Consider the following 25,118-nt stretch of genomic DNA (forward strand, 5'->3'; position numbering starts at 1 on the left):
TACGGCTGTTGCCGTACGCGCACCCGAACAGGAGGTATGTGCCGTGGAACCGCACATTCCTACCGCCCTCGACCGACAACTCACCCTCGACGCGCAGCGCTGGCTCACGGACGCCGTCGCCCGCGTCGGCCAGGACCCGGCAGCCGTGCGCACCGTCTTCCCGGCCGTCGGCCGGCACTGCGGGCGCGGACCGCTCGCCGCCGGCTGGACGGTGGCGGACGCCGCCCGCGCCCGACTGGTCGCGGCCCTGCCGCTGCGCGGAGTGGCGCTCGCCGAGGAGGTCACCGACCTCCACCGGTACGGAGACGCCGCCGAACAGCGGGCGGTACTGCGCTCGCTGGCCCTGCTGGACGAGGCGGACGCCTCCTTCGCCGACCTCGGACTGCCCCTGGTGCGCGCGGCGCTGCGCGGCAACGACACGGACCTGATCGAGGCGGCCCTCGGCCCGTACGCCGCACGTCGCCTGGACCATGACGGCTACCGGCACGCCGTACTGAAGTGCGTCTTCTGCGGTATCCCCCTCGACCGGATCGCGGGACTCGACGAGCGCGCGGACCGCGAACTCGCCCGCATGCTCGCCGACTTCGCCCACGAACGGGTCGCCGCCGGCCGTGACGTGCCCGCCGACATCTGGCCGGTCGTGCGCGCCCACCCCGGCACGCTGGAAGCCTCCGGGCTGCCCGAGGAGACCGACTCACCCGTGCCCGAGCGCCGCGACGCGGCCGTACGGGCCCTCGCCGCCTTCACCGCCACCGCGCCCGCAGGAGCAGCATGATGCGCATCTTCGACCCCCACATCCACATGACCTCACGCACCACCGACGACTACGAGGCCATGTACGCGGCCGGCGTACGGGCGCTCGTCGAGCCGTCGTTCTGGCTCGGCCAGCCGCGGACCTCGGTGGACAGCTTCACCGACTACTTCGACGCGCTGCTCGGCTGGGAGCCGTACCGCGCCGCGCAGTTCGGCATCCAGCACTACTGCACCATCGCCCTCAATCCGAAGGAGGCCAACGACCCCCGCTGCGCAGGGGTGTTGGACGTGCTGCCTCGTTACCTGGCCAAGGACCGGGTGGTCGCGGTGGGGGAGATCGGTTACGACTCCATGACTCCCGAGGAGGATGTGGCGCTGGCCCGTCAGCTCGAACTCGCCGTCGAGCACGACCTGCCGGCGATGGTCCACACCCCGCACCGCGACAAGGCCGTCGGGACGCGCCGCACCCTCGACGTGGTCCGCGAGTCCGGCATCCCGCCCGAGCACGTCCTCGTCGACCACCTCAACGAACTCACCGTGTCCCAGGTCGCCGACAGCGGCTGCTGGATGGGTTTCTCCATCTACCCGGACACCAAGATGAGCGAGGACCGCATGGTGCGGATCCTCCAGGAGCACGGTACCGAGCGGATGCTCGTCAACTCGGCCGCCGACTGGGGCCGCAGCGACCCTCTCAAGACCCGCAAGACCGCGGACGCGATGCTCGCCGCCGGCTTCGACGACGACACCGTCGACCAGGTCATGTGGCGCAACCCGGTGGCCTTCTACGGGCAGAGCGGCCGTCTGGACCTCGAGGACGTCAAGCCGGACGACACGTCCCTCTACCAGGGCAACTCGATCAAACGCGGCGGAGAGTGAACCCGCCGTGCGCTTCCGACACAGCGACGGTACGACCGTCCACCTCGCCTACTGCAGCAACGTCCACCAGGCCGAGGACCTCGACGGCGTGGTGGACCAACTCGCCGCCTACGCCGAGCCCGTAAGGGAAACCCTCGGCGCCGATCTGCTCGGCATCGGCCTGTGGCTGGCCCGCGACGTGGTCACCGAACTGTCCGCCCGGCCCGACGCCCTGCACCGCCTGCGCACCGAACTGACCGCGCGCGGCCTGGAGACCGTCACCTTCAACGCCTTCCCCTACGGCGGATTCCACCGCGAGGTGGTGAAGAAGGACGTCTACCTGCCCGACTGGACCGACCCCGCCCGGCTGCGTTACACGGTCGACTGCGCCCGGGTGCTCGCGGGTCTGCTGCCCGACGACGCCCGGCGCGGCAGCGTGTCCACCCTGCCGCTGGCCTGGCGCACACCTTGGCCGACCGCCGCGCGCGACACCGCCCGCCGGGCCCTGGACCAACTCACCGCCGAACTGGCCGAGTTGGAGCGCGAGTCCGGCCGTACGATCCGGGTCGGCTTCGAGCCCGAACCCGGATGCGTGGTGGAGAACACTGTCCAGGCCGTCCGGGAACTCGGGGGACTGGACCCCGAGCGGCTCGGGATCTGCCTGGACACCTGCCATCTTGCCGTGCAGTTCGAGGAACCGGCAGCGGCACTGCGCCGCCTCGCCGACGCGGGTCTCCCGGTCGTGAAGGTGCAGGCGTCCAGTGCCCTCCAGGCCGACGACCCCGCCGACCCGGAGGCGCGCCGCGCGCTCGCCCGGTTCGCGGAACCCCGCTTCCTGCACCAGACCCGGACGGCCCCGAACGGCGCCGTCACCGGCGTGGACGACCTCCCGGACGCCCTGGCCGGAGGCCTGGACCCCGGCTCCGCCTGGCGCGTGCACTTCCACGCACCGCTGCACGCCGAGCCCGAACCGCCGCTGCGCACCACGGCAGACGAACTGACCACCGCCCTGGGCGAGTTGCTCGGTGGCCCGCAGGCCGTCTGCGACCACGTCGAGGTCGAGACCTACACCTGGTCGGTCCTGCCCGAACACCTGCGGCCGCACGACCGCGAGGGCCTCGTCGCGGGCCTGGCCGCCGAACTGGCCTGGACCCGCGACCGGTTCGAGGAACACGGCCTCATGCAAGAAGAACCCGGCCTCATCCAAGAAGCACAACTGCGAAAGGAGCCCGTCTCATGACGAGAACCGTCGTCCTGGACATCGTCGGCCTCACCCCCCGCATGCTCCAGCACATGCCCGCCGTCTCGGCCGTCGCCGCACAGGGCTTCCAGGCCCGCCTCAACACCGTGCTGCCCGCCGTGACCTGTTCCGTGCAGTCCACCCTCCTCACCGGTGCCCCGCCCTCCGAGCACGGCATCGTCGGCAACGGCTGGTACTTCCGCGACCTGGGCGAAGTCCTCCTGTGGCGCCAGCACAACGCCCTCGTCGGCGGAGAGAAGATCTGGCACACCGCCCGGCGCGCCCGCCCCGACTACAAGGTCGCCAACGTCTGCTGGTGGTACGCCATGGGCGCCGACGTCGACCTCACCGTCACCCCGCGCCCCGTCTACTACTCCGACGGCCGCAAGGAACCCGACTGCTACACCTGGCCGCCCGCCCTGCACGACGAACTCACCGACAGGCTCGGCCCGTTCCCCCTGTTCACCTACTGGGGCCCCAACGCGGGCATGCCCTCCAGCCAGTGGATCCTCGCCGCGGCCCGCCAGATCTTCGACGAGCACCAACCCGACCTGACCCTGGTCTACGTACCGCACCTGGACTACGAACCCCAGCGCTCCGGCCCCGACTCCCCGCAGTCCGCCCGCGAGGCCCGACGGCTTGACGAAGCACTGCGCCCCCTGCTCGACCACTTCCGGCGCGAGGACGCCACGGTCGTGATCCTCAGCGAGTACGGCATCGCGCCCGCCTCCCGCCCGGTCGACATCAACCGTGCCCTGCGCCGCGAGGGACTGCTCGACGTCTACACGCAGGACGGCATGGAATACCTCGACCCGTGGACCTCCCGCGCCTTCGCCGTCGCCGACCACCAGGTCGCCCACGTCTACGTCCGTGACCCCGCCGACCTCGCCAAGACCGCCGAGATCATCGCCGGCCTCGACGGCGTGGACGAGGTGCTCGACGAGGCGGGCAAGGCCCGGCACGGGCTCGCGCACGAACGCTCCGGAGAGCTGGTCGCCGTCGCAGAATCCGATGCCTGGTTCACGTACTACTACTGGCTGGACGACGACCGCGCCCCCGACTTCGCCCGCCAGGTCGAGATCCACCGCAAGCCCGGCTACGACCCCGCCGAGCTCCTCTACGACCCCACCGTGCCCGGCGTGAAGGCGCGCGCCATCGGCCAGGTCGCCCGCAAGAAGGCCGGCCTGCGCTACCGCATCAGGACGGTGCCGCTGGACCCCTCCGGCGTGCGCGGCAGCCACGGCCGCCTCCCGACGGACCCGCAGGACAGCCCCGTCCTGCTGTGCTCGAGGCCCGGCGCGGCGCGCGACGAGATCGACGCGACGGACGTCAAGGACCTTCTGCTGTCCCTGGCCGGCATTGCCTCCCCCTGAACAACTGACCGCTGGAGCCCCCCACCATGCACTCGACGGACACCCCACCGCCCCTGCCGAGCCACCGTCCGCTGCTCGATCCCGCAGCCGAGTACGGGCGCTGGATCACGGAGCGGCCCCTCGCCAGGATCTCCCTGTGGGGCGACACCCACCCCTGGCTCGTCACCCGGCACGAGGACGCTCGCGCGGTCCTCAGCGACGCGCGGTTCAGTTCGGAGAACGTCCGGCCGGGCTTTCCCGGACTCCAGCCGACGCCTCCGCCGCGCACGCCCGGCCAGCTGTTCGCCATGGACCCGCCGGACCACACGCGACTGCGCCGCATGCTCATCCCCGAGTTCTCCTTCCGGCGGGTCGAGCAGCTCCGGCCGGCCATCGGGCGCCTCACCGGCGAACTCCTCGACGGGCTCGTCAAGCAGGAGCAACCCGCCGACCTCGTCCAGCACTTCACCCTGCCGCTGCCCCTTCTGGTCATCTGCGAACTGCTCGGAGTGCCGTACGCGGACCGGGACTTCATCCATCGACAGGCCGCCGCATTCGCCACGGTCTCCGACGGACCGGAGGCGATGCGGGCCGGGTGGGCGGCGCTCTTCGGCTACTTGCAGGAGCTGCTGGCCGCGAAGTCGCGCGAGCCCGGCGACGACCTGATGAGCAAACTCGCCACCGAGCGGGTCGCCACCGGCGAGGCAACCTCGGCGGAGGCGGCCGGGCTGCTCGTCCAGCTGCTCATCGCCGGGCACGAGACGACCGCGAGCATGCTCTCCCTCGGCGTCGTCGCGCTGCTGCGGCATCCCGGCCAACTGGCCGCGCTGCGCACCGACGAGGACCTCGTGCCGGGCGCTGTGGAGGAACTCCTGCGCTATCTGACCGTCGTCCACATCGGGATGCGCCGCATCGCCACCGAGGACGTCGAGGTCGGCGGCGTCACCATCCGGGCCGGCGAGGGTGTGGTCGTCGCCCTGCAGGCGGCCAACCGGGACCCCGCGGTCTTCGCCGACCCGGACACGCTCGACCTCACCAGGGACGCCGGACACCACCTGGCCTTCGGACACGGCCTGCACCACTGCCTCGGCCAGTCGCTCGCCCGCGCCGAACTCCAGATCGCGCTGCCCATGCTGTTCCAGAGGCTGCCGGGGTTGCGCCTGACGGGCCCTGCGGTGGAGGAGCACGCGTTCGAGGGGCGCGCGGTTCATGGGGTGCGGGAGCTTCCCGTGGCCTGGTGACGTCGATGTGCCGCCCCGTTCGAGGATTCCGGGGGCGGGTGGCGCGGACGTAGGGGTGGCGTCGACCGGCCCGTTGGCGTTGTGCGCGGGGGACGCGCCGGCCGACGGGCCGCAGGTCACACGCCGGGTCCACGTCCAGGGCCGCTGCCGCCGACGATGACGACCTTCTGGGCTTGGGAGGTCTCCTTAATGTCGTCAGGACCAGGAAGGCAGCCGGTCGGCCGGCGTGCGGCAAGGGTGATCTGCGAAACCGAGAACACCCTTACCGGACTGCCGCTGTGATCGGTGGCGAGGCCACCCGCAACTCGCTCCGACCAGCGGCGGGGCATGCGAGCATCAGGTTCTCTTGCTCGAATGCTTGATTAGCTGAAATGAAGAATGTACCTTCCGGTCCAAGCCGCAAGGCGAACGGCACATCACCTGAACCGCGTTCCCGCACAGCCCGGGGCGCGCGGTCACTCGAACCCGCACTCCCTCACCTCCCTCGGACGACGGCGTCCGAGCTTCCCGAGGAGGCACCTTGCGCAGGCTGCTCATCGGCACGGTCACCGCGACAGCGCTACTGCTGGCCGGCTGTTCCACCCACTCCGGCAGCGAAACCGGCGAGGACGCGAGCGCCACCCCGGGCGCGGGCTCGACCGCCCAGGCGTCGGCCGACTTCGGCACGCTGAAGAACGTGTGCGGTCCCGGCACCGCCAAGTCCTCCACCGTCCAGGGCGTCACCGACACGTCGATCCAGGTCGGCGTCATGTCCGACATCGGCTTCACCAAGAACTCCGAATTCCCGGACGCCGCAAAGGTGTTCACTTCCTGGTGCAACGCCGCCGGCGGCATCAACGGCCGCAAGATCACCCCGGTCACCCACGACACCCGGCTCATGCAGGTTCGCGAGGGCGTCCTGGACGCCTGCAAGTCCGACTTCGCGATGGTCGGCGGCGGCTCCGCGCTGGACGGGCTGGGCGTGGCGGACCGCCTGAAGTGCCTGCTGCCCGACTTCCCGGCCCAGTCGACCCAGGCCGTGGGTTCCGACCTGCAGGCCCTGGCCACCGGCTCGGGCGTCGGCTATTTCGCCTACTCCGGCTACTACACCTGGCTGATCAAGGACAAGTACCCGGACTCGGCACAGAAGGTCGGCATCATCGCCGGAGACAGCCCGGTCAGCAAGGTGTTCCTGAGCCAGTACAAGGAGTCCATCGCCGGTCTCGGCGGCAAGGTCTCCTACACCAACCTCTACCCGGCGGCCGGCGTCTCCGACTGGACGCCGTACGCCCAGGCGATCAAGAGCAAGGGCGTCAAGGGACTGACCTTCCTCGGCGACTTCGCGAGCCTGGCCAAGCTGGAGCAGGCGCTCACCAACATCGGATACGCCCCCGACTGGATCGACGCCAACAGCAACGCCTACGGCCCGGCCTTCCTCCAACTCGCGGGCACCGCCCTGGCCGAGCAGCACAACTACGCCGAACTGTCCGCCACCGCCCCGCTGGAGAGCGCCTCCGCCAGCCCGGCCACCCAGCAGGTCATCGACCTGTTCAAGAAGTACGCGCCGGACAAGCACGTCACCTACCCGGTGCTGCGCGCCTTCTCGGCCTGGACGCTGTTCGCCACCTCCGCCCGCGACTGCGCCACCGTGACCCGCAAGTGCGTCTACGAGAACGCGGTCAAGCAGACCGCGTGGACGGGCGGCGGACTGCAGGCCCCCACCGACCTCAGCAAGAAGGACGTTCCGCCCAAGTGCTACTCCATCGTCGAGGCGACGGCGAAGGGCTGGCAGGCGGCCGACTTCCAACCCGACAACGGCCCTTACCGCTGCGACGCACCCGCCTACAAGTTCAAGGGCGACTACGGCAAGCCGGCCACCCTCGCGGACGTCGGCAAGTCGATGTCCGACGTCACCTGAGTCCACGACCGGCCTCCGCCCACCGGGCGGGGCTGTCCCTGCGGCCGCACGAGCCCCGCGTCGTACGCGAGGATCACCGCCTGGATCCGGTCCCGCGCGCCGATCTCCGTGTTCGTCCAGCCCTTGCCGACGGCGACCAGCACCTCGTACTCGCGCTCGCTCAGCACCCTGAGCCGGGGATCGCTCGGTGTGGCGCTGTCGGCGGGGGAGAGGACCAGGTGGGCGTGGGCGTCGAGCAGACGGCGCGTCAGGCTCGGCGCCACCACCGCGTCGCCGCTCGCGACCGCGAGGATCCCGGCGACGAGAGCAGGAACCCGCCGGCTCCGGCGTGGAGGCCCGCGTAGGTGTACTCGTCCAGGTCGAAGGTCGTGAGGATGAGCGCGCGGGCGCGGCCCCCGCCCTCGGTGATGCGGCGCGTCGCCTCGATGCCGTCCATGCCGGGCATACGGACGTCCATCAGGACGACGTCGGGACGCAGGTCGGCGGCCATTCGCACGGCCTGCGTCCCGTGTTCGGCCTCGCCCACGGGGGTGGTGCCGGGGGTGCCGTCCAGCAGCATGCGGAAGCCCAGGCGCTGCAGCGGCTGGTCGTCGGCGATCAGTACCGTGGTCATGGCGTGCGGCCCTCTTCGGGTGCTTCGGCCCGGTGCGCCTGGGGGCGACGGACGGGGCGTCGATCACCACGTCGACGAGCCGTCCGGCGCCGTGCGGCCCAGGGTCACGGAGCCGCCGTACATGCCGGCGCACTCGCGGATGCCGACGAGTCCGTGACCGGCGGCGTCCACGGGCGGGGGTGCCGGAGGGCGGACCGGTGTCCGCGACCCGTACCCGCACCCGTCCTTCCTCGGCGGTCAGCGTGACCGTGGCCGAGGAACCCGCGCCGGCGTGCTTGAGGGTGTTGGAGAGGGCCTCCTGGACGCCGCCGGGCCGTGGGACCCAGGGGGAGACTTCGGGCGGCCACTGGTACCCCGGTACCAGTGGCACAGCATCCTCTCGGCTGATTCCCGGGCGGCTGCCCCTGCGCTCCCAGGTCGAACGGCGAGGATCATCGCCGTCCGCCGCCGCCCACCCCGGCCGGACGGACAGCGGACTCTCCGTCAATTCTCAGCTTTCTCCCCGCATTTACCCTGCCGCGCCGGTCAGAGTCGACCTCGCGCACCGTCAGGACGCGGGTGCGAACGGGAGCCGCCCCACCGACCCCCACCGCTCGAGGAACCCATGACGCACACCAGCAGTGGCCTGCGTACGGATCGACATTTCCAGCCTGCGTCGCGGCCCGAAGCGCACGGCCCGGCCGCCACGCGCACAACGACCGTCGAGATCGTCATCCCGGTCTACAACGAGGAACGGGCCCTGCCCGGCTGCGTCCGCACCCTGCACGCACGCCTGCGGGACGAACTGCCCTACCCCTGGCGGATCACCGTGGCGGACAACGCCAGCGTCGACGGCACCCTCGCCGTGGCCCGGGTGCTTTCCGAGGAACTGCCCGGCGTCGGCGTCGTCCACCTGGACCGCAAGGGCCGCGGCCTCGCCCTGCGCACGGTGTGGGGCGCGAGCGACGCCGACATCGTCGTCTACATGGACGTCGACCTGTCCACCGGCCTGGACGGGCTGCTCCCGCTGATCGCCCCGCTGGCCAGCGGCCACTCCGACCTCGCCATCGGCAGCCGCCTGGCCCCCGGCGCCCGCACCGTGCGCGGTCCGCGCCGCGAGCTGATCTCGCGCTGCTACAACGGACTGATCCGGCTCAGCCACGGCGCCCGCTTCAGCGACGCCCAGTGCGGATTCAAGGCGGCCCGCACCGACGCGCTGCGGCCGCTGCTCGCCAAGACCCAGGACGACGCCTGGTTCTTCGACACCGAACTGCTCCTGCTCGCCGAGCACAACGGACTGCGCATCCACGAGGTCCCCGTCGACTGGGTGGAGGACGTCGACACCCGGGTCGACGTCCTCGGCACCGCCACCGACGACCTCAAGGGGCTGTGGCGGATGGCCCGGCTCAAGGCGTCGGGCGCCGCCCGCGTCCCCGTGCCGCGCCGCCCGGAACCGGCTGCCGAGCACCCCGACGCCGTCCTCGCGCCCGACACCGCACGCTCCCAACTCTCCTGGCAGGTCGGCTGCTTCGTCGGCATCGGGATCGCCTCGACGGTGGGACAGGCGCTTCTCTACTGGCTGCTGCGCGGCTGGTGGCAGCCCGCGATGGCCAACTTCGTGTCCTTGCTGGTGCTCACACTCCTCAACACCGAGGCCAACCGCCGGCTCACCTTCCGCTACTCCGCGGACGGCATCGGCGCCGGGCGCGCGCACCTGGGCGCCGGAGCGCTGTTCGTCCTCGGCTACCTGGTCACCTCGGCCGCGGTCCTGCTGTTCCGCGACGCCGTGCCGGACGCGTCGGCCGCAGCCGAGACCCTCGTCCTCGCCGTCTCCTCGGTCCTGGTGACCGGCGTCCGCTTCCTGGTGCTGCGACTGGCGGTCTTCCGCCGCCGGACGCCCTGATCTCCCGTACGCCCGACCCCGTACGACTCCCTGAGAGCGAATCCCACCATGACCCACACCACCGAGGCGCAGTCGAGCACCGTCGTGCGCCTCCCCGTCGCGGGGCGCGCCATGCCCCGCTGGGCGGCCCCCGCCGCCCTGGGCGCGATCCTGCTCCTGTCCGCGCTGCTGTACGGCTGGGCCCTCGGCTCCCTCGGCTGGGGCAACAGCTACTACGCGGCCGCCGTGAAGTCGATGGGCCGCAGTTGGACGAACTTCCTGTTCGGCTCCTTCGACCCGGCCGGAGTCATCACGGTCGACAAGCCCCCGGCCGCCCTGTGGCCGCAGGTCGTCAGCAGCAAGATCTTCGGTCTGCACGGGTGGGCACTGATCCTGCCCCAGCTGCTGGAGGGCGTCGCCGCCGTCCTCGTGCTGCACCGCACGGTCCGGCGCTGGGCGGGCGAGGGTACGGCCCTGCTGGCGGCCCTGGTGATGACCCTGACGCCGATCACCGTGGCGATCAACCGCGACAACAACCCCGACACCCTGCTGGTGCTGTTCCTGGTGGCCGCGGCCTACGCGCTCACCCGCGCCCTGCAGACCGACTCCGGCCGACACGGCACCTGGTGGCTGTGCGCGAGCGGGTTCCTGATCGGCTGCGGATTCCTCACGAAGATGATGGCGGCCTGGATGGTGCTCCCGGCCCTCGCCGCGGCCTGGCTGGTCGGCGCCTCCGGGACCTGGCTCGCACGCGTCGGACGGCTGCTGATCGCCGGTGCCGTGTGCGCGGTCTCCTCGCTGTGGTGGGTGGCGATGGTCGCCTGGTGGCCCGGTGCGCAGCCGTACATCGGTGGCAGCACCGACGGCGGGGCCTGGGATCTGGTGACCGGCTACAACGGCCTCGGCCGCGTCTTCGGGGAGAGCGAGGGCGGCGGCATGGGCAACATCGGCGGCTCCTTCGGCGGTGAGGCCGGGCTGCTGCGGCTCTTCAACGACCAGGTGGCCGGGCAGATCAGCTGGCTGTTGCCCGCGAGCGCTGTGGCAGTGGTCGTCGCGGTGGCCGGTACGGTGCTGCGCCGGCGCGGCAACGACTCCGCGGGCGCGGCCCTCGCGGGGTCCGGATGGGTGCTGTGGGGGAGCTGGCTGGTGGTGTGCGGCCTGGTGTTCTCCACCCAGGAAGGCATCTTCCACCCGTACTACACGACCCAACTCGCCCCCGCCGTCGCCGCGTTGACCGCCGGACTGGTGACCGCGCTGGCGCGGGCGCACCGGGCCGGGGCGCGCTGGGCGCTGCCCGTCGGCGCCGGGACCGTGCTCGTGACGGTCGTCTGGGCGGTCGTCGTGATCCGCCGGGTGCCGTCCTGGCACGGGTGGCTGGCCTGGGTCGTGCTCCTGCTGGGGCTGATCGCCGTCGGGCTGCTGATCGCCGCGGGATGGAGGGCCCGGCTGGTGCCGGTCGCCCTGGGCGGTGCGCTGCTGGCGGTGCTGCTCGCGCCGGGCGCGTGGGCGCTGAGTGTGCCGGGCGGGTCGGGGTCGGCGATGGGCGGCGCCAATCCGACGGCCGGGCCCATGACGATGTCCTTCGGGGGCGGTGGCGGTCGCGGAGGCGGTGGCGGCTTCGAGCTGCCCGAGGGCATGGAGACGCCGCAGGGCATCGGCGGTGGCGGGTCTGCGGGCGAACTGCCGCAAGACATGCCCTCGTTCCCAGGAACCGGAACCGGAACCGGAACCGGAGCCGGAACCGGAACTGGCTCCGGCTCCGGAGGGAGCGGGTCCGGCGCCCGCGGCGGTCTGGGTGGCGGCACCACCCTCACCTCCGACCAGCGCAAGATCCTGAAGTACGCCACCGAGCACTCCGGCGACGCCCGCATCGCCCTCGCGGTCGAGGGCGGTGCCCAGAGCGCGGCCGCGTTCATCCTGGACAGCGACGCCACGGTCATCGGCATGGGCGGCTTCACGGGCAGCGACGACGCCCCCTCCGTACAGCAGTTGGAGAAGTGGACCAAGAGTGGCGAACTCCGTTACGTTCTCGGCTCCGACTCCGGCGGCATGGGCGCCATGATGGGCGGGGCGGCCTCGCAGCGGTCGACGTGGGTCGGTGCGCACTGCACCAAGGTCCCGGCCAAGGCGTACGGCGCCACCTCCACCAGCACCGATTCAGCCGCCGGCGGCATCATGGGCCGTACCGGCACCACCTTGTACGACTGCGCCGCCAAGTAGCAGCAGCGGCAGAACGGACGCCCCCGCACCATGGCCGAACAGCCCGCTGCCCGTGCCCCGCACCGCCTCCTGGTGGTCGAGGACGACCCCGGCATCCGCATGCTGCTGGAGTCGGCGCTGCGGCTGTCCGGCTACGAGGTGGCAGGCTCCGCCACCGGACAGGACGCCCTGCGGGACATCGAGGCCCTCCACCCCGACCTGATCCTGCTCGACGTCATGCTGCCCGACCTGGACGGCCTCGCGGTCACCCGGAGCCTGCGGGCGGCGGGAGTGAGGACCCCGGTGCTGTTCCTCACGGCCCGCGGTGAGATCGCCGACCGCATCGCGGGCCTGACCGCGGGCGGCGACGACTACGTGACGAAGCCGTTCAGCATCGAGGAGGTGCTGCTGCGCATCCGCGCCATCCTGCGCCGTACGGACCCGGAGCATCAGTCCGACGAGGTGGGCACCGAGAGCGGGATCCTGCGCTTCGCCGACCTGGAGCTCGACGAGAACGCCCACGAGGTGCACCGCGCGGGCGAGTACGTCCCGCTCTCGCCCACCGAGTTCAACCTGCTCCTCTATCTGATGGAGAACGCCAACCGGGTCCTGAGCAAGAACAAGATCCTCAACCACGTGTGGGGGTACGACTTCGCCGGCGACGGCCGCATCGTGGAGACGTACGTCAAATACCTGCGCCGCAAGATCGACCGCTTCGATCCGCCTCTGCTGCACACCGTGCGCGGCGTGGGCTACTGCCTGCGGCTGCCGCGCGCCGGGACGGACCGGTGATCCGCGGCCGCCCCCGCTCGCTGCGCAGCCGACTGGTGTGGGGCGTGACCCTGTTGGCCGCGGCCGCGGTGCTCACCGCGCAGACCATCGGGTTCCTGGTGCTGCACTCCTGGTTGTTGAACAGGGTCGACCAGCAGCTGTCGGAGTTCGTCCTCCCGGGCCGTGCCTTCGCGGACCCCGCCGACCCGCCCGTCAGGCCCGCCCCGGGCTCCGTCACCCTGCCCTCGGACTTCAGGGTCACCTTCTACGACGCCTCGGGCCAGGAGCGGGGCACTCTCGGCCGTGGGACGAAACCGGGCCCGGATCTCCCGCGGTCCACCGACGAGATCGGGCTGACCCGGGGCCGGGAGGCCGCCGTTCCCGCCGAGTCCGGGGGCGGGCGCTGGCGGGCGTTGTGGAAGGACGGATTCGACGGCACCAGCTATGTGGTCGCCCTGCCCCTCGACACCGTGGAGGGGGCCATGTCGAAACTGCTGGCACTCAACGCGGTCGTCCTCGCCGTGGCGGTGGTCGGTCTGATCACCGTCGGCCGCTGGGTGGTCCGCCTCGGCCTTCTCCCGCTGACCCGGATGGAGCACACGGCCCAGGACATCCCCGCCGGTGATCTGAGCCTACGGCTGTCCGACACCGATCCGCGCACCGAGACCGGCCGCCTCGGCACCGTACTGAACGACATGCTCGACCGTCTCCAACAGGCCCTGCGGCAGCGGGAGTTCTCGGAGGACCGGTTGCGCCGCTTCGTCGCCGACGCCGGTCATGAGCTGCGTACGCCGCTCACCTCCATCCGGGGCTTCGCCGAACTCGCCCTGCGCCACCCGGACCGGCCCGCCGCCCAGCGCCGGGAGGCCGACGAGCAGGTCGCCAAGAACGCCGATCGCATGAACCTTCTCGTCGACGACCTGCTCCTGCTCGCGAAGCTCGACCGGGAGCCCGAGTACCGCACCGGTCCCGTGGACCTGCTCTCCCTCGCGGCCGACGCGGTGAGCGCGGCGGCTGTCCGCGACGCGGGCGACCATCGCGTCACGCTCAGCCCCCTCGACGGCACGACCGACGACTCCGAACTCGACGTCGTGGAGACCGTCGGAGACGCCCACCGCCTGCTCCAGGTCGTCACGAACCTGCTCTCCAACGCGCTCGTCCACACGCCGCCCGGCACCCGGGTCGACGTACGTGTGGGCACGACCCGCGCGGGGGCCGCCGCCGGCGCCGACCGCCCCGGCCGCACCGGCGCCGCGCCGTCGTTGGACGAGGGAACGCCGGTGTGCGTGATCGAAGTGGCCGACCAGGGGCCCGGTCTCCCGCCGGAGGAGGCCGAGCGGATCTTCGAACGCTTCTACCGGGTCGACCCCTCCCGCTCCCGCGACCACGGCGGCGGCGGCCTCGGCCTCGCCATCGCCTCGGCGATCGCCCAGGGACACGGCGGCCGACTCGAACTCGACACGGCGCCGGGCCGGGGATGCGCGTTCCGCCTGGTTCTCCCTTTTGCGGACACGTGACGCCCGTGCGCGCTCAGTCGCGGCCTGACCGCTTCTCCATCGCCTCCACCAACCGTCCCAGCGCCTTGAGCACCCACTCCCGGTCCTCCCCGAGACCCGCCAACAGGTCCACCTCCGCGGCGAGTTGGCGGGGGAAGAGCTCGTCGACGGCCCGGGCGCCGGCCGGGGTGACGGTGACCAGGGCGGCGCGGCGGTCGGCGGGGTTGGGGGTACGGGCGATGAAGCCGCGCCGCTCCAGCTTGGCGAGGGTCTTGCTCACGCCCGCGCGGGACAGGCTCAGCCGCCCCGCGAGGCTGCTGGCGATCACCGGATCGGTGGCGTGCCGCAGAGGGATGAGCATGTCGACCTCCGGGGCGGTGAGCGGGGCGCCCGCGTAGAGGGGTTCGACCGCCCGGCCGAGGAGACCGGAGGCTTGCTTGAGCAGGCTCACCAGCTCCATGGGGGAGGTGTCGAGGCCGGGGTTGTGCTCGGCCCACTGGGCGCGGACTTCGTCGGGGGCGGGGGGCATGCGGCTCGCCTTCTCACTCTTCGGACGGCTCTTTGTTAACCAGTGAACTATCGGTTACCGTCGTGCCCATGATATCGCCGTCCCCCTCGCGTTCCGCCGCCCCGCACACCGTCGGCGTGGGCGGCCCCCCGGCCGCTCCCGGGCGCACCGCCGTCGCCATGGTCGCCGTGCTCGGCGCCCTGACCGCGGTCGCCCCGCTCGCCACCGACATGTACGTGCCCGGCTTCCCGGCCATGGGGGACGCGCTCGGCGCGAGCAGCTCGGCCGTGCAGCTGACCATGACCGCGTTCCTGGCCGGACTCGTCGTCGGACAGCTGCTGATCGGACCGCTCAGCGACGGGCTCGGACGGCGCCGGCTGCTCATCTGCGGGGCGAGCGGGTTCGTCTTCTTCTCCCTCCTGTGCGCCGTCGCCCCGAACGTCGGCCTCCTGACCGGCGCCCGCTTTCTGCAGGGCGTGGCCGGCGCGGCGGGCATGGTGCTGGCCCGGGCCGTTCTCACCGACCGCTTCCACGGCGCCGAACTGCCGCGCTACTTCGCGGTGTTGTCCCAGATCATGGGCGTGGCACCGATTGCCGCGCCGGTGCTCGGCGGGGCGATCCTGAGCGTGTCCACCTGGCGCGCGGTGTTCGCCGTACTCACCGTGCTGGGCGTGCTGTTGCTCCTTGCCGTACTGCGGGCCGTACCGGAGTCCCTGCCGCCCGAGCGCCGGCACAGTGGCGGGATCGCGAGCACCTTCCGCGCGATGGGCTCGCTGCTCGCCCGCCGTACGTTCATGGGGTACGTCCTCGTCATGGCCCTCGTCTCGGCGGCGCTGTTCGCCTACATCAGCGGCTCCAGCTTCGTCTTCGAGAACCTCCACGGGGTCTCCTCGACGACGTACTCCCTCATCTTCGCCACCAACGCCGTCGCCATGCTGATCGCCGGCGCCGCCTTCTCCCGGCTGGTCGGGCGGGGTGTGCGGCTGAACTCGCTGCTCACGGCCGGGATCTGTGTCGCCCTGCTGGGCGCGCTGGCCCAGGTCGTGCTCGTGGTCGCGGTGGGCGAGACCCTCGCGGGCACCTGGGCCACGCTGTTCGTGACCGTCGGCGGCATCGGCCTGATCTTCCCGGCGTCCATGAGTATCGGCCAGACCCTCGGCCGCGCCACCCCGGGCGCCGCCTCCGCCTTGCTCGGTGGCCTGCAGTTCCTGTTCGGCGCCCTCGCCTCGCCGCTCGTCGGATTCTTCGGAGAGGACAGCTCCATGCCGATGGCACTCATCATGCTGACCGCCGTGGCCGCGGCGGGAGTCGCGCTCGTGGCGCTCGCGCGGCCGTGGCTGGGACAAGGCGAACCGGGCGACGGTTCGTGACCGTGGGTGGCCCGGTTCACGGCAGCTCGACTGTCAGTGCCTCGTCGTAGTCTCCGCCGGGTGACACACATCGAGCCACGCACGCTTGAAGCCGCGATCTGTGACGCGCGACAGGCGCTGACCGTGTACGACCATGCCCTGGAGTGGCTGCTGCGCCCCGACGCGGCGTCGTGCGGTCCGCTGGGAGCCGAGGTCTGGGCGTTCGACGACACGCTGACGCAGATCCTGCTGGTGCGGCACCGCTGGCGGGGCTGGGTGCCGCCCGGCGGCCAGGTGGACCCCGGGGAGACACCGCGCGAAGCGGCGCGCCGGGAGCTGTTCGAGGAGACCGGGGTCCGTGCGGAACTCCTCCCGGCACCGGTGGCCGTCACCGTGCGCTCCTACCACCCCGGCTGGCCGGCCACCATGAGCGCGTCCTTCGTGACGGTCGTGGATCGGCGGACACCGCTCACCCCCGAAGACGGCTGCCCGACCGCCTGGCTGCCGCTGGACGAGCCGTGGCAGGGCTGGTTCGCCGACGACCGGCTCCGGATGCGGCAGTGCGCGGACCGGCTCGGGGCAGAAGAGTGGACACCCTCGCGACTGCAGGAGGAGCAGGCATGACGGATGAGACGACCCCACGCGTCGTGGCGGTCAACCGGGGCACGGAGGACGCCGAGGGCCAGGGATCCGGACGCGGGCCCCAGCATGACGCGCTCGAAGCCTGGGTGGGCAGATGGATCAACGAAGGCCACATGATCGACGATGACGGAAGCCCAGGGGTGAAGATCGCCACCTCCGACGTGTACGAGTGGGCTCCGGGTGGGTTCTTCCTCGTGCACTCGGCCTACGGGCGCATCGGGGAGTTCGACGTCGGCGGCACGGAGATCATCGGGTACGACGAGACGAGTGGCGCCTACCGGTCCCACTTCTTCGACAGTCAGGGCAACGTGACCGTGAGCCGCCTGGTCGCGGAGGGCGACACCTGGACCTACCAGGGCGACACCACTCGTGCCACCGTTGAGTTCAGCGACGACCACCGCGTCCAGACCGTCCTGCACGAGCGCACCGATGACGGAGCGACCTACAGACCGTCGATGAAGGTCACTCTCGTCAAGGTCGGTTGAGGCCGGGCCGGGCGTGCTACTCCTTGGCGGCGGCGGCTGCTGCTGCGGTGCGGGTCGGCTTGCCCAGCGCCCAGAAGAGCACCCCGAGGAGCACGAACCCGATGAGCGGGACGGCCTCCGTGAGCAGGTACTTCCAGCGCTCGTCGTAACTCCAGCCGTCCGGCGCGTAGTCGGAGCCGAACCAGTGGTCGCCGAGTCCGGGGGCGACCAGCTGGACGCTGGCGAACAGGACGAGCAAGGTGAGCACCACGCTGATCGTGCGGGGGAAGGGCGCCTTGTAGGGGCGGGGGACGTCCGGCTCCTTGCGGCGCAGTACCGCGAGGGCCGGGAAGATGCCGAGGTAGCTGACGAGCGTGGTGGAGACGGCGAGGCCGAGGACGGCGCCGAAGAGCTTGGCGGCGCTGCCGTCGGTGAGTTCGTGGGCCAGGACGAGCACGACGGTGGAGACCAGCCCGCTGAGGATGTTGACCCGCACCGGGGTGCCGAACCGGCTGGAGATGACGCCGAGGAAGCGGGGCGCGGCGCCGTCGTAGCCGGAGACGGCCAGGGCGCGGTCGGAGCCCATGACCCACGTGACGCCGGAGGACAGCACGGTGAGGATGAACAGGATCGCGGCGAGGTCCCCGAGCAGGCTGCCGGCGCCGCTGAGCGTGGCGGTGCCATCGGCGGCGACGTCTCCGCCGTAGACGGTGAAGACCTGCCGGATCGCGTCGATGAAGCCGCCGAGGCCGGTGATGGCCTTGACCGGCAGGACGAGCAGGATGCCGAGGATCGGCAGCGCGTACAGCGCGACGGCGAGGGCGGCGCTGCGGAAGATGGCGAAGGGCACGTCCTTCTGGGCGTCGGTCATCTCGTCGCCGGCGGTGTTGGGCAGCTCGAAACCGACGTAGTTGAACATCAGGACGGGCACCAGGCCGACGAAGCCCACGTAGGTCGGCGAGAAGTCGCCGAGTCCGAATCCGTGCAGGCCGTGCTGGATGCCGTAGACGACGACCGTGACGGTGAACAGGCCGAGGAGGACGAAACGGCTCCAGGCGCCGATGGTCGGAATCCACTTGCCGACGTCGAAGGAGAGGATCGCGGCGAGCACGCCCACCCAGACGAACACGAGGGTGAAGACGTAGAAGGCCGGGGTGCTCAGGTCCTTTCCGTCGTTGAAGAAGGTGGTGAACGCCGTGACGGCGGAGACGGAGAGCGTGCCGCCGAGCCACACCGGGTTGGTGATCCAGTACAGGAAGTTGTTGACCGCGCCCGCCAGGCGTCCGAAGGCCCGGCTGGTCCAGATGTACGGCCCGCCCTCGTCGGGGAACGCGGCCCCGAGCTCGGCGGTCAGCAGCGCGGACGGCACGAAGAACACGACGGCCAGCACGATGAGCCAGGTGAACGCCTCGGCGCCGGACGAGGCCACCGTGCCGATGGTGTCCACGCCGACGATGGTGCAGAGGAGGAAGAAGAGGATGTCGAAGCGGCCGAAGTGCTTGCGGAGTTTCTGCCGCTCCGTCTGGGCTGCTGCCGGCGTGCCGGTCGACTCGGGTGCTATGGGGCCAGCGGTCACCGGGAGCTCCTGAACGCTCGTGGTACTGGTGGGATCCGGCCAATGATCTGCTGCCGCCACAAAACGCCACAAGCGTTCATGTACAAGTCTTGACCATCAATTCTTCGCCCGTATGAAACGGAAATCCCGCCGAAATAAGGGGGATCAGTCCTGGTAGCCCCTGAGCTTCCGGTACAGCGTGGCGCGGGCGATGCCCAGGGCCGCCGCCGTGCGGGCCTTGTTGCCGCCGTGGCGGCGCAGGGCCTCCAGGATGGCGGCGCGCTCGGCCTGCTCCATCGGGCTCAGCGGCCGGGTCGCGGGCCCCTCGCGCACGGGGTCCGGCAGCTCGGCGCGCCGGACGGGACCGGTCGTGCGACGGTGTTCGGCCAACGCCCGTACCAGGTGGGCGAGTTCCGTGATGTTGCCGGGCCACGGGTGCTGCTCCAGGGCGCGCATCGCGTCCAGCGTCCAGGTGAGCGGGGGCTGTCCCGGCTCGGGCCTGGGGGTCAGGGTGGGGAGCAACTCCCTGATGTCCTCCGGGCGTTCGCGCAGTGCGGGGAGGGTGACCGACCGTGCTGCCAGGGTGTCGAGCAGCCGTTGGAGACACGGGCCCGGGAGCGTTCCGGGGGTGTAGGTGATCATCAGGGGCGCGGCCGGATGCGTGTCGAGCAGCGAGTTGAGGGTCGCCGTGTCGGGTGGGGTGAGGCGCTCGGCATGGCGGATGAGGAGGGCGTGACCGTCCGTCAACCCGTCGAGTGCGTCGTGGAGTTCGCCCTCCGCCGCGTCCACGGTCGACGGACTCGCGGCCAGCTGCCGTGCGAGCGAGCTCTTTCCGGTGCCGCGCTCGCCGACGATCAGCAGGGGCTCGGGGTGCCTGGCCAGTTCCACCGCGCGGCCGACGGCATGCCGCCACGGCACCGATCGCCCGGCCGGTCCCGGGACAGTCCGTGCGGCTGGTCCCGCCGTCCCCTCGGCCGACGTGACGGCCGCACGCGCCACCGGCTCCAACACCGCGACCGCACCGACGACCGCGCCCAGATGGGGGACAGGGGTGAGGACCGCGGTACATCCGGTGCCGTCCGGGAGCCGCATACGGCTGCCGTCCAGGAGTCGCCTACGGTACGACGCCGAAGGCGCCCCGCCGTCGGGCCGCACCACCGCATCCGAGGCGGCCGCGGACCCCGTCGGCGCCCCGTGTTCCGAGTCCCGCAGCAGGGCGACCGCCCCCCGCTCCAGCGCCTCCAGCCCCTCGGGAGACAGCAGCTGTTCCGCGGCCTCGCTGACGAACCGGTTGCGACCGTCGAGGGCGACGACCGCGCGCCCCTGTTCCCCCATGGCCCGCAGATACGCGTCCAGCAGCACCCGTTCCGCCGCCCGCGACCGCGAGAGGAGTTCCGCCTCCACGGCGATCGCCGCGGCCTCGGCGAGCGGGGCCCCCGGATGCGGTCCGCACTCGGCGCACAGCCGGGTGGTCACGGTCACCGTGCCCAGCACCCGGCCGGTCTCCGGCGCCCGCACCGGCACACTGACGGCGGAGACGTCCTGCCACAGGTCCAGGAAGTGCTCGGGACCGTGCACCTCGGCGCGGCGGCGGGTCCGCAGTGCGAGGGCCGCGCTGTTGTGGCCGACCACCCGCTCGGAGAGGTCGTAGTGGGCAGGGGCCGCCGCCGAGCCGGTCGCCCACAACACCCGTGGCCGCTCGTCGGTGAGCAGGAGCGACGCCTGTCCGGGGCCGAGCGCGGGGGCGATCCGTTCGAGCACCGGACGGGCGGCGGTCAGCAGGGCGGACTCGGGCGCGCCCGGGGAATGCCGTGGCGCCGAGTCCTGCACGTCGTGTCGTACGCCGAAGAACCGGGCCCGCTTCCACGCGGCGACGACTTCTTCCGGTATCCCGTCCGGCAGTTGCCGCCCCAGCAGGAACAGCTCGCGGGCCCTGCGCAGCGAGGCGAGGGCGGGGCGGACGGAGGGGCGCTCTGCGGTGGTCACGGCATCACTCACCCTACCGGGGACGGTTGAACGCGCAACAACATATGCGCTGCGCGTTACCGGCGCCGGTGGTGCTGCCGGGTGGCAGAGTGCGGAATGCCATGAGAAGCAACGAGGAGTGACGATGGAACCCACCGGCATCACACCGAACCTGGTCGTCCCGGACATCGCAGCCGCCCGCGACTTCTACACCGGCTACCTGGGCCTGAGCGTCGAAGGATTCAACCTCGGCTGGGTCGCCCAATTCCGTTCGCCCGACGGCCGGGCGCAGATCCAGCTGCTCACGCACGATGCCAGCGCACCCACGAACCCCGTCGTCTCGGTCAGGGTCGGTGCGGCCGTCGACGACGCGTACGCCGAGGCGCTGCGGCGCGGATACGAGATCGTGCACCCGCTCACCAATGAACCATGGGACCTGCGACGGTTCTTCGTCCGCGCCCCCGACGGCAATGTCCTGAACATCGTCAGCCACCGGGACGACTGAGCGGCGACCAGGAGGCGCAAGCAGATCGGCGACGGCCCACTGTCTCGTATTGAGACACCCACGCTCCGGCACTCACCTACATGATCTTGAACAGTAGGCGCCTGTTCTCATTACCTGGAGCGTTCCCCGTGCACACCGTCGAGCCCGATGTCGTGACCGACGTACTCATCGTCGGCAGTGGCCCCGCCGGCGCCTCCGCCGCGCTTGCTCTCAGCACCTACGGCGTACCGAACATCGTCGTCACCCGCTACGCGAGCCTCGCCGACACGCCCCGGGCGCACATCACCAACCAGCGCACCATGGAGGTCCTGCGCGACCTCGGTGTGGAGCAGGACGTCGTCGCGAAGGCCACGCCGCAGCACCTGATGGGCAACACGACGTTCTGCACCAGCCTGGCCGGCGAGGAGCTCGGCCGGGTCCGCTCCTGGGGCAACGACCCGCTCGTGCAGGCCGCGCACGAGCTCGCCAGCCCCACCCGCATGTGCGACATGCCCCAGCACCTCATGGAGCCGGTGCTCGTCGACGCGGCGGTCGCGCGCGGCACGCAGCTGCGCTTCAGCACCGTCTACAAGTCCTTCGTCCAGGACGCATTCGGCGTGACGGTCACCGTCGAGGACCGGCTGCGCGGCGACGAGTACACCATCCGCGCCAAGTACCTCATCGGCGCCGACGGCGGCCGCTCGCAGGTCGCCGAGGACGCCGGGCTGCCGATGGGCGGCCAGATGGGCGTGGCCGGCAGCATCAACATCGTCTTCGACGCGGACCTGTCGAAGTACACCGCCCACCGGCCGTCCACCCTCTACTGGGTACTCGCCCCGGGCGCCACCGTCGGCGGCATCGGCGCGGGCCTGGTGCGCTGCGTGCGGCCCTGGAACGAGTGGATGATCGTCTGGGGCTACGACGTCACCGCCGGCGCCCCCGACCTGACCACCGAGTACGCCGAGTCCGTCGTACGCAAGCTGGTCGGCGACGACGAGATCCCGGTGACCATCAAGTCGTCCTCCGCCTGGACCGTCAACGAGATGTACGCCGAGACCTACTCCGACAGCCGCGTCTTCTGCGCCGGCGACGCCACGCACCGCCACCCGCCGTCCAACGGCCTCGGCTCCAACACCTCCGTCCAGGACGCCTACAACCTGGCCTGGAAGCTCAAGCACGTCCTCGACGGCACCGCGTCCCCGAAGCTCCTGGACACCTACACCGCCGAGCGCGCCCCGATCGGCCGGCAGATCGTGACCCGCGCCAACAAGTCCATCGGCGAGACGGCTCCCGTCTTCGAGGCGCTCGACGGGCTCTCCCCGCAGACCCCCGAGCAGCTGTGGGCCAACATCGACGCCCGCAAGGACGACACCGAGGCGGCCGAGAAGCAGCGCGCGAAGCTGCGCGAGGCGATCGCCTTCAAGGTGTACGAGTTCAACGCGCACGGGGTCGACCTCAACCAGCGGTACACGTCGGAAGCGATCGTGCCCGACGGCACCGACGACCCCGGCTTCGACCGCGACCCCGAGCTGCACCACCAGCCCACCTCCCGCCCCGGCGCGAAGCTCCCGCACGCCTGGATCACCTCCGGCACCCGCACCCTGTCCACGCTCGACACCGTCGGACAGGGCCGCTTCACCCTGATCACGGGCATCGGCGGCGCGGACTGGCTGTGGGCGGCCGAGGCCCAGGACCTGGAGATCGCCACCGCCGTCATCGGGCCCGGCCAGGAGTACGAGGACCCGTACGGCGACTGGGCGCGGCTCAGCGAGGTGGCCGACGGGGGAGCGCTGCTCGTACGGCCGGACGGGTACGTCGCCTTCCGGCACGCGACGGTGGCGGCGTCCACCGAGGAGGCCGAGCGGTTGCTGACCGGGGCGGTCCGGCGGATCCTCGGGCATGCCTGATCGGAAGGATCCCCGGACATGACCACTGAATTCACCACCCACCTCACCGAGGCGGTCGTCGACAGCCTCAAGGACACGGCCGACCCGCGCCTGCGTGAACTGCTCGCCGCCCTCACCCGCCACCTCCACGCCTTCGTCCGCGAGACCGAGCCGACGATGGAGGAGTGGGAGCAGGCGATCGGCTTCCTGACGGCGACCGGACAGACCTGCACGGACACCCGGCAGGAGTTCGTCCTCCTGTCGGACGTGCTCGGCGTCTCGATGCTCGTCGAGACGATCAACAGCAGTGAACACGGCACCGAGAGCACCGTCCTGGGACCCTTCCACATGACCGAGTCCCCGGTCCGTGAACTCGGCGCGGACATCGACCTGGTCGGCGGCGACGAGCCGTGCGTGGTCAGCGGGCGCGTACTGTCCCGGGACGGCACGCCGCTGCCCGGCGCGGTCCTCGACGTCTGGCAGGCGAACGACCAGGGGTTCTACGACGTCCAGCAGCCCGAGGTCCAGCCGGCGGGCAACGGGCGCGGGCTGTTCACGGCGGACACCGAGGGCCGCTTCTGGTTCCGCACGTGTGTGCCGAGCCCCTACCCGATCCCCACGGACGGCCCCGTCGGCGACCTCCTGCGGGCGACGGGCCGACACCCCTACCGCCCGGCCCACATCCACTTCATCGCCTCGGCCGCAGGACATACGCCGGTCACCACGCACATCTTCGTGGCGGGCAGCGACCACCTCGACTCCGACGCCGTGTTCGCGGTCAAGGAGAGCCTCGTCCAGGACTTCACCGAGACCGACGACCCGTCCCTGGCACGGGAGTTCGGCGTCCCGAACCCGTTCCGGCACGCGCGCTTCGACCTCGTACTCAACCCGGTGCAGTCATGAGGGAGTTCGCCTACGAGGCCCAGCCCATGCGGGTCGTCCTGCGGCCCGGAGCCTCGGTCACCGCAACCCCGGGCGAGGCCGAACGCCTGGGCCTGCGACGGCTGTTGGTGGTCAGCGGAGCACGGGGCGCGGACACGGCCCGAGCCGTCGCGGACGCGCTCGGCGGCGCCTGCGTCGGGCTGCACGCCGAGGCCCGGATGCACGTACCGGTGGAGGTCGCCGACCGGGCCGTCGAAGTGGCGCGCGCCGCGGGCGCCGACGGCTGCGTGGCCGTCGGCGGCGGGTCCGCGATCGGCCTCGGCAAGGTGATCGCGCTGCGCACCGGCATGCCGGTGATCGCCGTCCCCTCGACGTACTCCGGCTCCGAGATGACCCCGGTCTGGGGTCTGACCGAACACGGTGCCAAGCGCACCGGCCGCGACCCGTCGGTCCTGCCGCGCAGTGTCGTCTACGACCCCGAGCTCACCCTGTCGCTCCCGGTGGGCCTGTCCGTGACCAGCGGGATCAACGCCGTGGCGCACGCGGCCGAGGCCCTGTACGCGCCGGACGCCTCGCCGCTGGTGTCGCTCATGGCCGAGGAGGGCGCACGGGCCATGACCGGTGCCCTGACAGGGGTGGCCGCAGATCCCCGGGACCTGGACGCCCGTGGGCGGGCCCTCTACGGAGCCTGGCTGTGCGGTGCCGCGCTCGGTGCGACCACCATGGGGCTCCACCACAAGCTGTGCCATGTCCTCGGGGGCACCTTCGGGCTGCCGCACGCCGAGACCCACACGGTCGTCCTGCCGTACGCCCTCGCCTACAACGCGTCCGCCGCGCCCGAGGCCATGGCGGCGCTCGGCCGAGCGCTGGACAGCGACGATGCCCCAGGGGCCCTGTGGGAACTCTCCGGGCGCCTCGGCGCACCCCGCTCGCTGGCCGAACTCGGGCTCAGGGAAGCCGACTTGACGGTGGCGGCGCATGCGGCGACCGGGCAGGCGTATGCCAACCCGCGGCCGATCAGCGAGGAGGGCGTACTGGGCGTCCTGAGATCGGCCTACGCCGGCGACCGGCCGCAATCGAAGCCCTGATCGACTTACCGATGAAA

20 protein-coding genes and 1 pseudogene are annotated in these 25,118 nt (G+C 71.6%); 17 read left to right on the plus strand and 4 right to left on the minus strand.

The genetic code is table 11. The features are described 5' to 3' along the window. Window positions 1-43 precede the first annotated feature (43 nt). The 6 genes from IG08_RS0135080 (at window position 44) to IG08_RS0135105 (ending at window position 7,338) form a co-directional block, all read left to right on the plus strand. A complete protein-coding gene (locus tag IG08_RS0135080) occupies window positions 44-775 on the plus strand; it encodes an EboA domain-containing protein (RefSeq protein WP_030612172.1) in 732 nt (243 codons plus the stop codon). Continuing rightward, window positions 775-1,629, plus strand: coding sequence for a TatD family hydrolase (locus IG08_RS0135085; RefSeq protein ID WP_030612175.1), 855 nt, complete (start codon window positions 775-777; stop codon window positions 1,627-1,629). Before IG08_RS0135080 ends, IG08_RS0135085 begins: the two co-directional genes overlap by 1 nt. 7 nt (window positions 1,630-1,636) lie before the next feature. Beyond that, window positions 1,637-2,848 (plus strand): metabolite traffic protein EboE, encoded by a 1,212-nt coding sequence (eboE, locus tag IG08_RS0135090; RefSeq protein WP_030612178.1) that lies wholly within the window; start codon window positions 1,637-1,639, stop codon window positions 2,846-2,848. Then, entirely contained in the window at window positions 2,845-4,221 is a 1,377-nt protein-coding gene (locus IG08_RS0135095) for an alkaline phosphatase family protein (RefSeq protein WP_030612181.1), read from the plus strand. The genes eboE and IG08_RS0135095 overlap by 4 nt, the downstream gene beginning before the upstream one ends. Window positions 4,222-4,247: 26 nt before the next feature. Further along, on the plus strand, window positions 4,248-5,441 hold the full coding sequence (locus tag IG08_RS0135100) for a cytochrome P450 (RefSeq protein WP_030612184.1): 1,194 nt from the start codon (window positions 4,248-4,250) through the stop codon (window positions 5,439-5,441). Window positions 5,442-5,961: 520 nt separating this feature from the next. After that, entirely contained in the window at window positions 5,962-7,338 is a 1,377-nt protein-coding gene (locus IG08_RS0135105) for an ABC transporter substrate-binding protein (RefSeq protein WP_030612186.1), read from the plus strand. A 44-nt stretch (window positions 7,339-7,382) separates the two neighbouring features. Here the strand turns inward: IG08_RS0135105 and IG08_RS57665 are convergent. Next, window positions 7,383-7,951 (minus strand): annotated as a pseudogene (locus IG08_RS57665) (response regulator); the annotation flags it as partial. A 604-nt stretch (window positions 7,952-8,555) separates the two neighbouring features. Here IG08_RS57665 and IG08_RS0135120 point away from each other — a divergent pair. Genes IG08_RS0135120 through IG08_RS0135135 form a run of 4 tightly spaced genes read left to right on the plus strand, consistent with a single transcriptional unit; the run spans window position 8,556 to window position 14,299 of the window. Further along, window positions 8,556-9,833, plus strand: coding sequence for a bifunctional glycosyltransferase family 2/GtrA family protein (locus tag IG08_RS0135120; RefSeq protein ID WP_078655869.1), 1,278 nt, complete (start codon window positions 8,556-8,558; stop codon window positions 9,831-9,833). A 48-nt stretch (window positions 9,834-9,881) separates the two neighbouring features. Further along, window positions 9,882-12,032, plus strand: coding sequence for an ArnT family glycosyltransferase (locus tag IG08_RS0135125; RefSeq protein WP_030612194.1), 2,151 nt, complete (start codon window positions 9,882-9,884; stop codon window positions 12,030-12,032). Window positions 12,033-12,062: 30 nt separating this feature from the next. Then, window positions 12,063-12,803 (plus strand): response regulator transcription factor, encoded by a 741-nt coding sequence (locus IG08_RS0135130; RefSeq protein ID WP_030612197.1) that lies wholly within the window; start codon window positions 12,063-12,065, stop codon window positions 12,801-12,803. Next, window positions 12,800-14,299: a sensor histidine kinase gene (locus IG08_RS0135135; RefSeq protein WP_030612201.1), complete on the plus strand. Its 1,500-nt coding sequence runs from the start codon at window positions 12,800-12,802 to the stop codon at window positions 14,297-14,299. The genes IG08_RS0135130 and IG08_RS0135135 overlap by 4 nt, the downstream gene beginning before the upstream one ends. A 13-nt stretch (window positions 14,300-14,312) precedes the next feature. Here IG08_RS0135135 and IG08_RS0135140 read toward each other — a convergent pair whose 3' ends face one another. Then, the gene (locus tag IG08_RS0135140; RefSeq protein WP_030612206.1) at window positions 14,313-14,807 is read right to left on the minus strand and encodes a MarR family winged helix-turn-helix transcriptional regulator; all 495 of its coding nucleotides are present in this window, start codon (window positions 14,805-14,807) and stop codon (window positions 14,313-14,315) included. A 68-nt stretch (window positions 14,808-14,875) separates the two neighbouring features. On the opposite strand from IG08_RS0135140, the gene IG08_RS0135145 reads away from it, so the two are divergent. Genes IG08_RS0135145 through IG08_RS0135155 form a run of 3 tightly spaced genes read left to right on the plus strand, consistent with a single transcriptional unit; the run spans window position 14,876 to window position 17,262 of the window. Continuing rightward, on the plus strand, window positions 14,876-16,156 hold the full coding sequence (locus IG08_RS0135145; RefSeq protein WP_030612209.1) for a multidrug effflux MFS transporter: 1,281 nt from the start codon (window positions 14,876-14,878) through the stop codon (window positions 16,154-16,156). Window positions 16,157-16,216: 60 nt separating this feature from the next. Further along, on the plus strand, window positions 16,217-16,759 hold the full coding sequence (locus tag IG08_RS0135150; protein ID WP_063757807.1) for an NUDIX domain-containing protein: 543 nt from the start codon (window positions 16,217-16,219) through the stop codon (window positions 16,757-16,759). Further along, window positions 16,756-17,262 carry a DUF1579 family protein gene (locus IG08_RS0135155; protein WP_030612214.1) on the plus strand — a complete coding sequence of 169 codons (507 nt, stop codon included), beginning with the start codon at window positions 16,756-16,758 and terminating at the stop codon, window positions 17,260-17,262. The genes IG08_RS0135150 and IG08_RS0135155 overlap by 4 nt, the downstream gene beginning before the upstream one ends. Window positions 17,263-17,278: 16 nt before the next feature. Here IG08_RS0135155 and IG08_RS0135160 read toward each other — a convergent pair whose 3' ends face one another. Together IG08_RS0135160 and IG08_RS0135165 are read right to left on the minus strand one after the other, a co-directional pair. Continuing rightward, window positions 17,279-18,817, minus strand: coding sequence for an APC family permease (locus tag IG08_RS0135160; RefSeq protein WP_030612217.1), 1,539 nt, complete (start codon window positions 18,815-18,817; stop codon window positions 17,279-17,281). Between the two features lie 144 nt (window positions 18,818-18,961). Then, window positions 18,962-20,782, minus strand: a complete 1,821-nt coding sequence (locus tag IG08_RS0135165) for a sigma-54-dependent Fis family transcriptional regulator (protein WP_030612218.1) — start codon at window positions 20,780-20,782, stop codon at window positions 18,962-18,964. Window positions 20,783-20,906: 124 nt separating this feature from the next. Here IG08_RS0135165 and IG08_RS0135170 point away from each other — a divergent pair, with 124 nt between their 5' ends. The 4 genes from IG08_RS0135170 to IG08_RS0135185 all read left to right on the plus strand — a co-directional run bounded on the left by IG08_RS0135170 (window position 20,907) and on the right by IG08_RS0135185 (window position 25,101). Beyond that, on the plus strand, window positions 20,907-21,266 hold the full coding sequence (locus IG08_RS0135170) for a VOC family protein (RefSeq protein ID WP_030612220.1): 360 nt from the start codon (window positions 20,907-20,909) through the stop codon (window positions 21,264-21,266). A gap of 128 nt (window positions 21,267-21,394) precedes the next feature. Next, window positions 21,395-23,152, plus strand: coding sequence for an FAD-dependent oxidoreductase (locus tag IG08_RS0135175; RefSeq protein ID WP_030612223.1), 1,758 nt, complete (start codon window positions 21,395-21,397; stop codon window positions 23,150-23,152). An 18-nt stretch (window positions 23,153-23,170) separates the two neighbouring features. Beyond that, window positions 23,171-24,034: a dioxygenase family protein gene (locus IG08_RS0135180; RefSeq protein ID WP_030612227.1), complete on the plus strand. Its 864-nt coding sequence runs from the start codon at window positions 23,171-23,173 to the stop codon at window positions 24,032-24,034. After that, window positions 24,031-25,101 carry a maleylacetate reductase gene (locus IG08_RS0135185; protein WP_030612230.1) on the plus strand — a complete coding sequence of 357 codons (1,071 nt, stop codon included), beginning with the start codon at window positions 24,031-24,033 and terminating at the stop codon, window positions 25,099-25,101. The genes IG08_RS0135180 and IG08_RS0135185 overlap by 4 nt, the downstream gene beginning before the upstream one ends. Window positions 25,102-25,118 lie beyond the last annotated feature (17 nt).

The organism is Streptomyces fulvoviolaceus (assembly GCF_000718165.1).
Lineage (GTDB): Bacteria > Actinomycetota > Actinomycetes > Streptomycetales > Streptomycetaceae > Streptomyces > Streptomyces fulvoviolaceus.